Origin of the sequence: Bacillus sp. SRB_8 (genome assembly GCF_003264205.1) — a bacterium.
Lineage (GTDB): Bacteria > Bacillota > Bacilli > Bacillales > Bacillaceae_G > Bacillus_A > Bacillus_A mycoides.
Genome location: NZ_NADT01000023.1, coordinates 12,994 through 28,836 on the forward strand (window position 1 = coordinate 12,994; position 15,843 = coordinate 28,836).

General features: G+C 32.6%; 14 protein-coding genes and 1 pseudogene. 9 read left to right on the forward strand and 6 right to left on the reverse strand.

Annotated features, from left to right (window positions below):
• Positions 1-215: 215 nt before the first annotated feature.
• A complete protein-coding gene (locus tag B5P40_RS20635; RefSeq protein WP_002193530.1) occupies positions 216-929 on the forward strand; it encodes a class I SAM-dependent methyltransferase in 714 nt (237 codons plus the stop codon).
• A 356-nt stretch (positions 930-1,285) separates the two neighbouring features.
• Here the strand turns inward: B5P40_RS20635 and B5P40_RS20640 are convergent, their stop codons facing one another.
• Both B5P40_RS20640 and B5P40_RS20645 read right to left on the reverse strand, forming a co-directional pair.
• Positions 1,286-1,669, reverse strand: coding sequence for a hypothetical protein (locus B5P40_RS20640; RefSeq protein WP_113709771.1), 384 nt, complete (start codon positions 1,667-1,669; stop codon positions 1,286-1,288).
• 187 nt (positions 1,670-1,856) lie between these two features.
• Entirely contained in the window at positions 1,857-2,429 is a 573-nt protein-coding gene (locus B5P40_RS20645) for a histidine phosphatase family protein (RefSeq protein WP_113709772.1), read from the reverse strand.
• A gap of 209 nt (positions 2,430-2,638) precedes the next feature.
• On the opposite strand from B5P40_RS20645, the gene B5P40_RS20650 reads away from it, so the two are divergent.
• Positions 2,639-4,075 (forward strand): IS4 family transposase, encoded by a 1,437-nt coding sequence (locus tag B5P40_RS20650; protein WP_113709773.1) that lies wholly within the window; start codon positions 2,639-2,641, stop codon positions 4,073-4,075.
• A gap of 365 nt (positions 4,076-4,440) precedes the next feature.
• Complete coding sequence (locus tag B5P40_RS20660; RefSeq protein ID WP_113709774.1) at positions 4,441-4,719, forward strand: AbrB/MazE/SpoVT family DNA-binding domain-containing protein; 279 nt, start codon at positions 4,441-4,443, stop codon at positions 4,717-4,719.
• A 62-nt stretch (positions 4,720-4,781) separates the two neighbouring features.
• Here B5P40_RS20660 and B5P40_RS20665 read toward each other — a convergent pair whose 3' ends face one another.
• Entirely contained in the window at positions 4,782-5,054 is a 273-nt protein-coding gene (locus tag B5P40_RS20665) for an HU family DNA-binding protein (RefSeq protein WP_113709775.1), read from the reverse strand.
• A gap of 91 nt (positions 5,055-5,145) precedes the next feature.
• Positions 5,146-5,568: a hypothetical protein gene (locus B5P40_RS20670; protein WP_113709776.1), complete on the reverse strand. Its 423-nt coding sequence runs from the start codon at positions 5,566-5,568 to the stop codon at positions 5,146-5,148.
• A 266-nt stretch (positions 5,569-5,834) separates the two neighbouring features.
• Here B5P40_RS20670 and hfq point away from each other — a divergent pair, with 266 nt between their 5' ends.
• Together hfq and B5P40_RS34405 are read left to right on the forward strand one after the other, a co-directional pair.
• Positions 5,835-6,023, forward strand: a complete 189-nt coding sequence (hfq, locus tag B5P40_RS20675; protein WP_113709777.1) for an RNA chaperone Hfq — start codon at positions 5,835-5,837, stop codon at positions 6,021-6,023.
• Positions 6,024-6,069: 46 nt separating this feature from the next.
• Positions 6,070-6,396: an RNase H1/viroplasmin domain-containing protein gene (locus tag B5P40_RS34405; protein ID WP_242473762.1), complete on the forward strand. Its 327-nt coding sequence runs from the start codon at positions 6,070-6,072 to the stop codon at positions 6,394-6,396.
• 578 nt (positions 6,397-6,974) lie between these two features.
• On the opposite strand, the pseudogene B5P40_RS20685 reads toward B5P40_RS34405, so the two are convergent.
• Positions 6,975-8,345: pseudogene (locus B5P40_RS20685) on the reverse strand (N-acetylmuramoyl-L-alanine amidase family protein); the annotation flags it as partial.
• A gap of 1,095 nt (positions 8,346-9,440) precedes the next feature.
• On the opposite strand from B5P40_RS20685, the gene colA reads away from it, so the two are divergent.
• From colA to B5P40_RS20705, 4 genes are all read left to right on the forward strand, one after another.
• Complete coding sequence (colA, locus tag B5P40_RS20690) at positions 9,441-12,329, forward strand: collagenase ColA (protein WP_113709779.1); 2,889 nt, start codon at positions 9,441-9,443, stop codon at positions 12,327-12,329.
• Between the two features lie 676 nt (positions 12,330-13,005).
• Positions 13,006-13,422, forward strand: a complete 417-nt coding sequence (locus tag B5P40_RS20695; protein ID WP_113709780.1) for a hypothetical protein — start codon at positions 13,006-13,008, stop codon at positions 13,420-13,422.
• 13 nt (positions 13,423-13,435) lie between these two features.
• Positions 13,436-13,636, forward strand: a complete 201-nt coding sequence (locus B5P40_RS20700; protein WP_113709781.1) for a helix-turn-helix transcriptional regulator — start codon at positions 13,436-13,438, stop codon at positions 13,634-13,636.
• An 80-nt stretch (positions 13,637-13,716) separates the two neighbouring features.
• Positions 13,717-13,926: a hypothetical protein gene (locus B5P40_RS20705; protein WP_113709782.1), complete on the forward strand. Its 210-nt coding sequence runs from the start codon at positions 13,717-13,719 to the stop codon at positions 13,924-13,926.
• 838 nt (positions 13,927-14,764) lie between these two features.
• Here B5P40_RS20705 and B5P40_RS20715 read toward each other — a convergent pair.
• Positions 14,765-15,843, reverse strand: a 1,079-nt coding sequence (locus B5P40_RS20715; RefSeq protein ID WP_113709784.1) for a hypothetical protein, incomplete at its 5' end; no start/stop codon positions are given.

Below are 15,843 nucleotides of genomic sequence, written 5' to 3' on the forward strand. Positions count from 1 at the left end.
TGATGGGTTTTTGAGAAAGAGTAAACCAATTGCCTTTAACGTGATTTAAAAGAAAAAATTGAGGGCTTTATATATGTTAAATGACTATAAATAACTATGTTTTGGGTATTTAAGTTTATTTCAATTTAAAGTGATTTTAACACCGATGAAACAACAATCTTTAGAATTATTAGTACAATTAAAAAGTAAAATTTAATTGTAAAGAAGGGATCATTTTGAGGGAAACAATTAGTAGTTATGAAGATTTATTAGAGATGTTAGATTCATTATTACGTGAACCAGCTCAGTTTTGGGATGATTTTTATTCTAATCGTGAAAAAGGAATCCCCTTTTTTGCTAATAAACCAGATGAGAATTTAGTAAAATATTTTGAGGGGAAATTACTTAATCCAGGAAGAGTCCTGGAACTCGGATCTGGTCCAGGTAGGAATGCAATTTACTTTGCTAAAAAAGGATGTTTAGTTGATGCAGTAGACTTATCGCAAGAATCAATTCAATGGGCAACAGAACGGGCGAAAGAACAAAATGTAAATGTAAATTTTATTTACAGTAATATTTTTGACTTGCAAATTGAAGAGGGAGCATATGATATTGTGTATGATTCAGGATGTTTTCATCACATTGCTCCACACAGAAGAATGAGTTATATAAATTTGGTAAAAAAAGCTTTAAAACCAAATGGACATTTTGCAATCACTTGCTTTGTTCAAGGTGGAGAGTTAGGTGGAGCAGACATAACAGATTGGGAAGTATACAGATTACGAAGCCTTAAAGGAGGACTAGGATTTACAGATGAAAAGTTAAGAACCATTTTTAAAGACTTCTCTGAAATAGAAATACGTAAGATGAATGAAATTGAACAATCAAATGAAGTATTTGGTGTGCCTGCGCTATGGACAGCTCTATTTATGAAAGAGTCTACTAAATAATAGGAAAAGATGTATTGCTATAAGTAAATTATTTTCACTAGCAAGGATTACATAAAAATAATAGCCGACCCCTTAACGTATAGGGATTCGGCTATTTTTGTCTAAAATGTGTCTAAACGTACAATTTTCCCGAAATGATATGGTGACCCCATGCCCATCAACTTAAAAATATTAATTACCTCCAAGTGTAAAAAAACGGTATTTTTATCTGTTAGTTTGATGGACATGTGACTGAACCCCTAATACTTTACTTTAATAATGACTCTTTTCATGAAATAAAACTCAGTTATCAGTCTAAAACATTTTTTAGATCTAACAATAACAAGCGTACATTTTTACCTTTCAGATAGTCTCTTTTATTCTAATTTCTTCATTTCTTTCAGCCGTTCTATATTCTTTTCTGAAGCATTTTCTATTTTATACAGTTCATAGCTACCCTTTATCTCATTTATCACTGCAAATTCAATTTCATTCCGAACATAGCTTTTAGTTTTCCCCTTTTTATATCCAATAACATTATCTAATATAGTTTCCCCACTATCTTTTTTATATAAATTATAGCTAACAGGTGGACGACCAATTACATACTTATTATCAGAAAATCCGACTATATCATCCCTCCCTAATCCTGTTGAAACACTCCAGACAAAAATAATCTGAAATATAGAAAAAACAATAATACCGCATAAGAAAAAAAATAGGATTGATTTAAAAAATAACTTTAAAAGTATCCTGCCCAAAAACATTCCCTCCCATTTCATCTCGGAGTAGCAAGAACAAAACACGAATTTTGTACGCTAAGGAACCGGATTTTTTAGATTGTTGAACTCAATCCCCCGTTAGTGCCATAAGAAAAAGAGTTACCGCAGTAACCCTATTGTTTATAATACACGTCATTGGGAAAAGCTATGGATGAATAAAGTCAATCTATTCAATTTCCCACAATCTTTTAATCTCCACCAATTCCTGTCCATTGAATTCCATTCTGTATATATCTGGTTTTGATGTCTGTAGTAAAAAATTCAAATCATACTTACTATCATAATACCCCATCATCAAAGTCATAACAGCTCCATGGGTTCCTAATACTACTTTCTGTCCTCGATAGGTGTTTAATAATTCTTTTAAGACTTTTATAGCACGTTTCTGACAGTCGACATTAGACTCTCCTCCCGTTAAAGCAAAGTCGGGTTCTAAAAATGACTTTGTTATCAAAGGGAATAATTCTTTATCCGACATTCGTTCCTCTTCAGCAATAAAAATTCTCTCTTTTAAGTCTTCAAATACTAAAACTTCTTGTCCTATTTGCTTCGCTAACTGCTGAACAGTTAGAATTGAACGATCGTATGGACTTGAGATAACAATGTCAATTCCCTCACCTTGTAATACATCTGTTACTCGTTGAACATCTAATTTTCCTTTTTCAGTTAATCCTCTTGTTTTTTCTTTTCCAGATTTCGGTGAATCCCCATGTCTCACCATATATATGAAAGTTTTCATAATTCCCTCCATTTTTCCAGGTTCCTTTACAATTCCTTTCTCATATTAGCATATATATCCAATTCAGTCCCCTTAAAAATAACAGAAAACTGTGAATTTGAAATAAAGTCACGATATTTGTAAGAAAGACGCGAAGTTTTCACTATCCTCTGGTATAAAAAAGCGTTATTCTTTCTAAACAAGCTAGATTAGAAAGGATGATGTTTTTTATGAATCTTTCGATTCAAAGTGAACTCCAATTATTTGCTGAAGAATTATATGAACATCTTACTCCTTCATTTCTGGAAAATCTCGCTAAAGAACTAGGGCTTGTACAACGGAAACGAAAGTTTTCAGCTCATGATTTAGCTACTATCTGTGTTTGGGTTAGTCAACGGGTAGCAAGTGATTCTTTAGTGCGACTATGTAGTCAACTTCATGCTGTTACAGGAACACTTATGAGTCCAGAAGGACTCAATAAGCGTTTCAATAAAAAAGCTGTTTGCTTTTTAAAACATATTTTCTCTACATTACTAAAAATTAAAATTTGTGAAACATCAGCGATTCCAAGCTCTTCAATCGCTTATTTTCAGCGAATTCGTATTTTAGATGCAACAATTTTCCAGGTACCAAAGCATTTAGCTAGTGTGTATCCTGGATCAGGTGGTTGTGCTCAAACAGCGGGTATAAAAATCCAGTTAGAATATGATTTACATAGTGGCCAGTTTTTAAATTTTCAAGTGGAACCAGGGAAAAATAATGATAAAACATTTGGCACAGAGTGTTTACCGACATTACGTCCTGGTGATCTATGTATTCGGGATTTAGGCTATTATTCACTGGATGATTTAGATCAAATGGACCAACGTGGTGTGTATTATATATCAAGGCTCAAATTAAACAATATGGTATATATCAAAAATGAATTTCCTGAATACTTTCGAAATGGGACAGTAAAAAAACAGTCTCAGTACATCAAAGTTGATTTAGAACACATTATGAATACCTTAAAACCAGGCCAGGTCTATGAAATAAAAGATGCTTATATTGGAAAGGATAAAAAACTATTCACTAGGGTGATTATGTATCGATTAACAGAAAAACAACTTCGTGAACGTATGAAAAAACAAGTGTATACGGAAAGTAAAAAGGGAATTACGTATTCAGAAAAAAGCAAACGATTAGCTGGCATGAACCTGTATGTTACCAATACACCTTGGGAGATTGTTCCGATGGAACAAATACATGATTTTTACTCTCTCCGCTGGCAAATAGAAATCATCTTTAAAACTTGGAAATCTCTATTTCAAATTCATCATTGGAAAAATATCAAACAAGAGCGATTAGAATGTCATGTTTATGGAAAGCTTATTGCCATTTTTCTATGCTCTTCTACTATGTTTAAGATGCGACAATTAATTTTACAAAAGAAGAAACAAGAATTAAGTGAATATAAAGCAATTGGGATGATTCAAGATCATTTACACATTTTATATCAATCCACACAGCAAAACACCCAAGAAATAACAAAGATCCTAGTCCGCCTGTTCAACCTCCTACAGAAGAATGGACGGAAATCTCATCGATATGAGAAGAAAACAGTCTTTGATATTTTGGGTGTTGTCTATGAGTATAATGGAATGAGAAAACAAAAGAAAGCTGCATAATTTTTAAAAACGATACCTATCTAGGCTTATTTGGTGTGCTCATTTTTAAATATACAAAATATTTTAAAAGTTTTTTCGTTTATGTGAACGAAAGTTCATTTTGTTTCCATTCTTAAGTTGATGGGCATGTATGGTGACCCCTATATGGTGACCCCAATTACTACACAGCCCCCTATATAAAAGGAGGAAACAATAGATGGGAGACGTACAATTTCCCTTTTTACAAATGTGTAAAGAGGCTCTTATTATGATTCTAAGTTTTTGGTTTATCATGTTTTTAATCTTTGGGGAGAGTTTGTTACAATAAAAGAAACATAGGGTATCGTGTGTGGGCTATAAATAAAGATATAAAAGGGAGAGGCCAAATGAAATCAACAGGTATAACAAGAAAAGTAGACGAATTAGGACGAGTGGTAATACCAAAAGAGTTAAGAGATACATTAGGAGTTAGAGAGAAGACACCATTAGAGATTTATGTAGATGGTGAGAAAATCATCTTAAAAAAATATGAAGCTAGTGGTACTTGTGCCATAACAGGGAAAGTATCGAATCAGAATGTTTCTTTAGCAAATGGGAAGATTACTTTAAGCTCAGAGGGTATGAAGCTTTTAATGAAAGAATTGGAACAGTTCTTAGTAAAATAAGGAATGGTTAATATGAAAAAGAAGAGAGGTTAAGAATCTCTCTTCTTTTTATGTATGTTAATCTATTTAACAGCCTCTTTTAGATTTTTTCCCGCTTTAAATGCAGGTGCTTTTCCTCCAGGAATGAGCATTTCTTTTCCTGTTTGAGGGTTACGTCCTGTACGTGCAGAACGTTCTCGTACCTCAAATGTACCGAATCCAATTAATTGAACAGATGCCCCTTGCGCTAAGGCTTGTGTAACTTGATCCAGGATAGCTTGCACAGATGCAGTAGCATCTTTTTGTGATAAGGATGCTCGTTCCGCAACTTCTTTGATAAGTTCTGTTTTATTCATATGTATACCTCCAGGTAATGATTGATTTTAGGTTGCTATTATAACGTTTTTACTAGAAATGTACAAATTCTCACTTTGTAAGTATTCCTTCTCAATAATCGGATCGTTTAATCCTTTGCAAAGATTCCATTCCAAGTTGCCAATCACTTTTTGCCATTACTTTTTCATAGGTTCCCTCTTTTAATTTTTCTGTTAGAGTTAAAATATCGATCAAAATATGGTGTAACTGTTGCACTTGTTCTTGAATGCGTTCAATTTCACTTTGCTCGATAGATGTTAAACGCTCTTCCTTTTTCCATTTGGAAAGCTGTTCTTCAAATATCCATACAAATTCAAGTTGTTCTGTGTAAACATGGATGGTGCGCTGTATGATTGCATCATTCAACACATGAGGTTTGTTGCGGGCTTCTAAAAGATTTATATATTGTTCTTTAGCATCTGAGGATTGACCATCGATTAGATTTGCAAAGATAGGCAGGTTTTGGATAGGTTGCCAATTTGGTTGCTTCTCCATATATTAGTTCCTTCCTTTCGTCTAATGCATTATAAGGGAATGATATCACAAAAGATCAGGATTTACAGGAAAGGTGTAAATAGCTATTCTACGCACACACATATAATTTCACGTACCGTAATATTTATAAAAACATTCAACAACCAAAATTAGTATCCATTTAAATCTTACCTTTCCTTTCGGATAACGATTCGAAGAAATGTATACATAAAACATCAAATGGTCTAAAATATGATACCATCATGTAAAGGGGGATGAGAATAACAATGCAAAATTTACAAGATGAGTACTATGAACAGTTAAGACAGCAAAAGGAAAATATGGTGGTTATCTTAAAAAATGGTTTTCGAATTTCTGGTCAGGTGATCGGTATTGATCGATTCACGGTGCTATTTATGGTGAATGGTAAACAACAATTAATCTATAAAAATGCTATTTCCACCATTACTACATAATGCATAAGAAGAGGGATTGTTAGAAATGAAATAAGGGGGAAGAAGGATGAAAAAGAAAGTATATGCTGTGCGAAAAGGAAGGAAAACTGGCATTTTTTATTCTTGGAAAGAATGTGAGACGCATGTAAAAGGGTATTCAGGTGCTCAATACCACTCTTTTCCTTCTAAAAAAGAAGCACAACAATATTTGTCATCCTCTCTTATTAAAAATAAAAAGCACCAGGTATCTCCTCCTTCTCAAAACATAAAAGAACAACAATATAGATTGATTAACGGAGTCGCGTCCATGGGTTCTGATTGCAAACACTTCCCAATTGTTAAGTATCTATTATTTCCCGAATATCATGTTACAAGAAGAGCATATCTGGCATAACAACAGGTACCAGAATTATAATGACATTTCTACATTAAACATAGACGATAGTAAACTAAATCCTTCTACAGAATGGTGTCATGTGAAAAAGATCATTAAAAATCAACGAGAACAGCGGGAAGAAAAATACAATCAAATTTTACATTTAAGAGATTCACAAAAATACCTTCCTATTGAATGATAAAATACGAATAAAAAGGACCCCAGTCTGGGTTCCTTTTTATTCGAGGTAGCACCATGTAGCCAGCAAGCTAATAATCACATATGGCCCACGGTAACGCTTCATAGAGTGACTTCAATTGAGCAAAAATATTTATATTTTCGTCAATCTCAAAAGATAGAATCAACAAGAAATAATTATACCTGTGAAAATAAAATGGGCCATATTATAGGAATAGGAATAAAATCCAGTGCATAATATGACCCATTTTTGTATATATAAGCTAACTCTTCAAACGATTTTCTCACTCACTGAGTGGAACAGTCATTTTTAGTTTTTCAGGGTTGTATGCTTAAGTCAGGTAAAAACATCCCTTTTAACGAGTGATACTTATAAAAATAGACTTTTTTTGTATCACTTAAAAGCCTTTGTGTCCATGGTTGTCAAACTTATAGGTTTTTCCATTAATTTCAACCTTGGTATTTGTATAAATAGAACCATCCTCTTTAGCATAATAAGTAAAGTATCCGTAATCAGGGAAGTGGTATCCGCCACCAACTTGGAACCATCCTCTTTTAGCTGCCCCTTTCTCATCGAAGTAATAATATTTATTATCGATAGTTTGCCAACCCGTTTGTGCTTCGCCTTTCTTGTCAAAGTGGTATAGCTTACCATCTATTTTTTCGAACCCTGTTTTATTAACTGATCCGTCTTCATTGAAATAATATTTTTTTCCGTCAATGTCTTTATAATCATTGAACGTAGTATTGTGACCATTTGTGAAATAGTATCTTTTACCGTCTATCATTTTCCAACCGGTATGGAAAGATCCATCTTCTAAACTATAATATTCTATTATTCCCTCTCTTTTGTTGATCCCTGTTTTCAAAATCGAACCGTCTTTATTAAATGCTAATACTTTGTCGTCAAACCCAACATTAACAATGCTGTTTATAGCTTCTCCCTTTAGATTAGAAACTCTCTCAAGTGCGCCTTTGTCAGAAAAGTGAAGAATGAAATCTCGATCTTCTAGACGTATTTCCTTTTTATTTACATTGTAATTTTGGAAATAATAAATTTTACCATCTATATCTTTCAAGCCTTCTTTAATAACCACTCCATCAGTATCGGAATAAGTATCACCTTTCCAGGTTGATCGTTGCAAGGAACCATCATCATTGAAGTTGTAGTACTTCCCATCGATTTCAGATCCATTTACAGTAACCATGTAACCATCAGTCGGGTGGAAATAATAAGTCTTCCCCTTAATGTCTTGCCAGCCTGTCAAAAGGGCTCCTTCAGCATCTGCAAAGAAATACTGATTCTCGCGATTTACCCAACTGTTCTTTATTACATTTCCAGAAGAATCTTTTGCACTATATTTAGTAGGGTCCTTTTCATTCTTTATCATCTCTATTTTGTCATACTTCTGTCTCTCATTTTCTTTACCCGGATACCACTCTATTAACCAATTGTTAATTTCATTGTTGCTTTTTGTAAAACGAAGTTCAGAACTGAAACTCCAATCAGAACCGAATTGTTGAATGTAAGAATTTCCAGACAAACGTACGCCATTTTTATTTATTAAATGGAACTGGAATTTACCGTCGTGATTATTTCCTGTCTGAACGAGTTCAAATACTTCATCATCGCCAAGCGAATCGGAATATTGAAGTCCTTTTCCTTCTTTTCCTGAAAGATATTTTGAACCTGTTTTTACGATTACTTTATTCGTTCCTTTTTTATAAGGGATAATTTGATAAGGGTTACCATGATTTAGGTTAGTGAATTCGGCTCTGGTGCAAACCTCGAATGCTGTCAAAATACACACAAAAATATGAGATTAATTACGAACATTTAATCTTTACAAAGTATAAAAATATGGATTTTTATACTAATTCCCGAACAACTCATTTACATAAAAATATAACATTCATGTTGGATTATCTACGTAGTCGTTTTTGCACCAGAACCGTAAAGTCTGCCCAAAATCAAAAAGATTTCATTGATAAATTGTTTGGTATCGAATCATAATCTCTAATTTAGTAGGAAATTCAGGTCCTACTTTTTTTATAATTTATTTTTGCACCAGAACCTTATTTATCGCACTATATAGGTTTGAGAAGTATTTTTAACTTATTTATAAAGCTACAGGTGACCCCTAATATGCAATATTACATATTAATAAATAATCTATATATATAACTTAAAAAGTAGCTATAAAGATAATGAACATGCAGGTTTCCCTTTTTGTTTATTAGTTTCATCAGGAAAGAAGTCAGACCTTTGAAAAACTTTTGTAACATTTATGAAATCAAATTGAAATATATATATAATAAGATAAATATATCGAAGGTGTTTTTATTTTAATCTGGAGTAAAAAGTATAAGCAATGTACAGTATAATTTCATTTTTTATAATCTTGTAGAAATGATGAAAGAAAGGAAGAGGTTGCATAAATCTAATTTAAGAAAAACATATGATTATCCAGTAGGTATTTTATTAACTCTTACATCTTAAGTAAAAAACAGAAAAATTAAGCTCAGTTTCATTATTACTAGCATATAGAAATCTCTATTATTACTTGGGTAGATTCTCACACAGATATAATATTGTGGATTTATGTTATTGCAATGAACCTGTCCACACTAAATCTATAGGATCAAATATTTTATAAAAGGCTCAAATGATATACAAAATGTTTATCCTTTAGCGTATTCAAGTTAAACCGTAAAAGTACTCACTCGACACTCATTAGAGTGCTTTTTACGGTTTAACTTGCACCAAAAGGTATCATGTTCTTTTTGATATGGTATTCCTGTGTATAGAAATATGCAAAGAATTAATATGTTGTTTTATTAAACTTTTAAACGGAGGAAATGTTATGAACAAGAAATCAAAATTTACTCAAATGATGCTCGGTATTAGTACAGTGGCCTTATCATTTGGAAGTATTCAAACACAAGTATCAGCGGAAGAAAACACACCTTATAATGTGTTACAAAAGAAACCAATTGGGATAGAAACTTCAACGGATGAAATTGCACATTCTACAAAAGCAGACGAAACGTTTTCTTATGAAGAACGTTTAAAAGTAGGCGATTTTTCACAACGTCCAGCTCCGGCCGTGAAACGAGCAGCGGCAAAACAATTTCAGCAAAAGTATTCTGTGGCAGAGCTGAATAGAATGAGTGATGACGAATTAATTGATACATTTGCAAATGTTAGTTGGGATCAAATTACAGATTTATCTCAATTTAATCAAGAAACAAAAGTGTTTTATCAAAATAAAGAGCGAATACAGGTTATTATTGATGAATTAGGTCGTCGCGGAAGCACATTTACAAAAGATGATACAAAAGGGATTGAGACGTTTGTTGAAGTATTATATTGCGGTCTTTATTTAGGCTTTAATAATAAAGAGCTAAACTATTTAAATGAGCGAAGCTTCCATGATAAATGTTTACCTGCATTAAAAGCAATTGCAAAAAATCCGAATTTTAAACTGGGTACAAATAAACAGGATGCAGTGGTATCTGCGTACGGTAAATTAATTAGAAATGCTTCTTGTGATGCTGAAATAGTTCAATATGCAGGGAATATATTAAAACAATATAACGATAATATAGCTACATATGTAAGTGATCAGAACAAAGGGGCTGCCGTGTATAATCTCATACAAGGGGTTGATGAGGATATACAGCCTTACTTGAATGATACAAAGAAAAAAGCAGATGAAACAATATGGTATGGGAAAATTGATGGTTTCATAAATGAAGTCAGTCGACTGGCTCTTCTGAATCATGTAACAACAGAAAATAGCGGGTTAATTAATAATGGTATTTATTATGCTGGCCGTTTAGGGAAATTCCATAGTAATCCAAATAAACCTTTAGAAGTACTTACACAAGCAATGCATATGTATCCTCGTTTAAGTGAAGCTTATTTTAATGCAGTAGAGCAAATTTCAACAAACTATGGTGGAAAAGATTATAGCGGAAATACAGTAGATTTAAAGAAAATCCGTGAAGAAGGTCAACAGCAGTACTTACCAAAAACGTATACATTCGATGACGGTTCTATTGTATTTAAAACAGGAGATAAAGTAACGGAAGAAAAGGTTAAGAGACTATATTGGGCTGCTAAAGAAGTAAAAGCGCAATATCATCGTGTAATTGGAAATGATGCAGCGTTAGAAGCAGGGAAAGCTGATGATGTACTGACAATCGTAATTTATAATGATCCATATGAATATAAACGAAATAGCCAACTATATGGATATGATACGAATAATGGTGGCATTTACATTGAAGGAAAAGGAACGTTCTTTACATATGAACGTACACCACAGCAAAGTAGCTATACTTTAGAAGAATTGTTCCGTCATGAATTTACACACTATTTACAGGCAAGATACGAAGTTCCAGGAGCATGGGGACAAGGAGAATTATATCAAAATGAACGTATGACTTGGTTTGATGAAGGAAATGCAGAATTTTTTGCGGGATCTACTCGTACGAATAACGTTGTTCCGCGCAAAAGTGTAATTAAAGGATTATCATCTAATCCTGCAGAACGTTATACAGCAGAACGAACATTATTTTCGAAATATGGATCATGGGATTTTTATAATTATTCTTTTGCACTGCAGTCTTACTTATATACTCATCAATTTGAAACTTTCGATAAGATTCAAGATTTAATTCGTGCAAATGATGTGAAGGGTTACGATGCATATCGTGAAGCTTTAAGTAAGGATCCAAATTTAAATAAAGAATACCAAGACTATATGAAGCAGTTAATTGATAATCAAGATACATATAATACCCCACAAGTATCAGATGATTATTTAGCTGAACATGCACCAAAGCCACTAGCTGATGTAAAGAAAGAAATTGAAAATGTGGCACGTATAAAAGATGCAACAATGACAAAGCATAAGTCTCAATTCTTTGATACGTTTACATTAGAAGGAACATATACAGGCGGCGTAACAAAAGGAGAATCTGAAGATTGGAAAGCGATGAGCAAGCAAATTAATCAATCTTTAGAACAGTTAACGCAAAAAGAATGGAGCGGCTACAAAACAGTTACAGCGTATTTTGTTAATTATCGTGTGAATGCGAACAATCAATTTGAATACGATGTTGTATTCCATGGTGTTGCAACGGGAGAAGAAGAAAAACAGACAATTAAAGTAAATATGAATGGACCGTACAATGAGATATTAAATGAAAAAGTTGAGTTTCATAGCGATGGTACAGAAAGCACAGGTGGAAAAATTATTTCTTATCTCTGGGATTTTGGGGATGGTACAACAAGTACAGAAGCAAACCCTACTCATGTATATGGAAAAGAGGGGACATATACTGCAAGGCTAACAGTGAAAGATAATAAAGGAAAAGTAGGCCGAGGACAAACAACGATTACTGTAAAAAAGGATGAGCCAGCAGGTCATGGATTTGACAGTGCAAAGGTAATTCGTTTTAACAAGCTTTTCAAAGGAAATATGGATATGCCTAATATGCCGTATATATACACATTCAATGTCACATCTCCAAAAGAAGTAGATATTTCTGTTATAGATGAACAAGGGATTGGTATAAAATGGGATGTGTTTCACGAATCAGATCTAGGAAATCCTGTCATTACAGGCCAAGCGGATGGAAATAATATAAAAGGGAAATTTGAAGCGAAACCTGGGAAGTATTACGTAGTTGCATTTTTTGAAGAGGAAAATAGAAAGGGAACATATTCATTATTAGTAAAATAAATCTATTCTAATGCATATATAAATTTAAATTTTTATTTGAAATTTTTCATTGTATAGATATACGACATGATGGTTGTTTTTTAAGGAGTCTATTTCACTGTAAGAGGTTAAACAGACGAAGAATCTTTGATAGTTCCTGTGGTCATCTCCCCGTCAAGTAGACAACAATAAAAAGAGTTTTATACCACGGCCTTTTCCCGATATTCTATCTGGAAAAGGCCGTGAAGTTTTTTTGAAAACGTTCTTGATTATAAAATGTAATAACGGGGTACCGCCACATCGCAATCAAGCTAAGAAAAGCAAATACCCCAAGACGAGAAAATTGGCATCTCCAGGTGAAAATGTACAATTTTTTCGTTTAGGGGGTACTTCAAGACCTTAGCTTGATGGGTATGGGGTATCGCCACACATCCATCAACTTAAGAATTTTATAACGCTCCCAAAACGTGAAAAACATGGTCGCACAGTCACTGTTAAACACAACTTCTAGAGCAATTTATACAGCTATGGATAAAAAAATGGAATTGAAAACACGATTATTATTAGTAAAACTAAATTTAGGATTAACGAGATTCTAAAACAAATTAATTCTAGACATTCTCTTCATGGTAGTGTAATATGAAGTTTGCTTCACGTGAAGTAAACTTCATATAGGGCTGTGTTAGGAGTGATTTGTTTGAAAAATAGATTTAAAGAGCTTTATTTATGTTCGTTTGCAATAATTGCAATAGGTTTTTTTGAAATATTTTTTGATCACACTGAAGCTGATTTTAGTGAAGGTTTTTATTTGGGAAATTTAAAGATACTTACAGGAACCATGTTTTTAATTTTCGCGTTAGTTTCTCAAACTAAATACAAAACTAATCGCAAACAGTTAGAAAAAGAGCTTTCAAAGGAATATGATGAAAGGGATGATTTAATAGAAGGGAAAGTTGCACAATTCACCATAAGTATTCTAATGATTATAATTATTCTTATGATGTTTATTTCAAAATGGGTTATAATTCCAACAAATACTGGGCTATTTCTTATAATAATATGTTGCCTAATTACTAAAATGTTAGCTAAAAAATATTATAATTATTTTCTTTAAATAGGTGATTTCTATGAAAAATATGATAAAAGAGTTGCGTTTAAAACATGGAATAACCCAACAAGAATTAGCTGATAAAGTATTTGTATCCTCAAGAACGATTATTTCGTTAGAAAAACAAAAATATAATCCATCTGTTTTACTAGCATATAGAATATCTGTGGTTTTTAACCTATCAATTGAAGAAGTTTTTATATTTGAAGAAGATGACTAATAGTAGTATATAAGTACAATTGACGAGAAAAACGTAAACAATATAGTAAAATACAAATAATGAATAGAGGTAAATATATTATGATTTTAAAACTATTATTTATACTTTTTGGAGTAGTCTTAGTATTATGGGGTATATATAGAATGAAAACGGATGATGCATTTGTGGGGAAAAACCAAACAAGAAAAAATCTTTTTAATTTATTGATTCTTGGACAAGCTTCTGGAATCGGGCAATTATTAAGCGGAATTCTGTGTATCATTTTAGGAATTGTAGCCTTTATAATTTAATAGTATGAGATTATTACTCGTATAATTATTTTTCTAGTACTTAACCTATTTATATTCGCCTCAAGGATGCCGTTCTTACCTTGATTTGTTGAAGATAGTTTCGGTTTACTTGGAATTTTCGTTACTACACCTTTATTATTATTTATTGGTGTATTTATGACATATCTTAAGAAAAGAAAAGGCCTTTGTACAACAGGAACGAGACAAACCATTCCTTTCATTTCGTTATTTTTCAATCTAAATATATAGATTGAAAAACACACATAAAAACTACCTTCTATTTGGCCTCACCATATCCAAAAAAGAAAATTGTACGTTTAGACACAATTTAGACATATTTCAACTGATACACTGTAGGTTAAGCGCAAAGTTTGTTACCAAAAAAACTAGCCTTTTGAAAAAAAGATCCCCATATTAGGGATCTTTTTTAGTGAGTTAGTCTTAGATAAAGAAATTGTACTTCTTTATCTGTTACAGATAAACTAATTGATGTCTGCACTACAGCATTTATTGATATTATTAATAGAACAAACATGAATATCAAAAACCATTTTGGGTGTTTTTGCCCATCCCCTCGAAAAGGGGGAATAAGGGGTTCAGCCGAGATATATACGTTACCTTGACCAAGAAAATTAAAATATGAATTTAAAAGGGCCCTTACGTTGCATACATATACGCAACGTAAGGGCCAATTATTTTTGGTTTGAAATAAAGCTTGATTAAAAACAACTTAGGGATCTGTGTAGCCGATTTCCTTAATGTACAGAAAATTAGTTTGTTGGTTCGTTACTCGTAAAAAATGTTTGTAAAGCTTCTAGAGGTTATATCAACTTGCATTTTATTTGCTAGAATACCATTTAGCTAACCACTCATTCCATTTATCTTTTTGAATAGTAATGGCAAATATAGTGTTTTTATCAGGCTTGTCAGTAAGACATACGGATGTATCATGAACAGATAAATATTGTCCGTGGTTATTTTTTAAAGAGAAGTTTTCAAATCCATAATTAACAAGTGTCCATACTTGTCCATAAGCACGAAATCCTGTAACGCCCACCTCACCATTTGCAGATGTAAGATAGGTTGCATTTGCTTCTATGTACACCTTATTAGATCCTTTTTCAATTGGAATAATTGTAAATATGCTCCTATCTTCTGGGATCCAATTAGATGAAGCAGAAATATTCGTACTATCCTCCCATGTCCGCATGACGTTATCCCTGTTTCTAATTTTCACAGAAATAGAAAAACATTCTTCATTTTTATGCTGTGTAACGACGCCGAGCTTATGTCTCTTTATCTCCGCAAGCTCATCAGAGGTATAACTAAAAATATCAGATTCTTTTACTGGATTCGAAGTTAATGTTGCCAGTTTTCGTTTCTCTTCTGGTAGTGCATGAAAAAGTTTCTCTAGGTCAAAAGAAGCACTACCTGGTTTTATATTTGGAAACTCCTGTCTAATAAATTTAAAGGCTAAAGGACCATTCATTTGACCACTATTGTCACTTTTCAAGTAATATGTTTGCCAATTCGTAAGCGCAATACCAGTATTCCCGTCATCTAATTGTTTTTGTGTAATATAATACATATCATGTTCATATAGATCTGAGGCATCAGGATGTAAGTCCACTATGATACCAGCCTGTTTAATGAGAATTTGTTGACCATGTTTTATCGTTTTATATTCAACTTTCCCATCTTTATAGAAAATTTTAATTCTCTTAGAAAAGTTTTGGTTTTTATTATAATCATACACACTAATACCAAATTCTCCTTTGTTAAAAGTAGGAGCTTTGTAAGCACGGTTTTCATTGTTAGCTGTATAATCATTTTTAGCACTTTCTTCTGATAAAAAAATAACAAAAGGCTCTTTTAGAAACGTATCATAGGTATCTCCAAATGTTGTAACAATCGTTG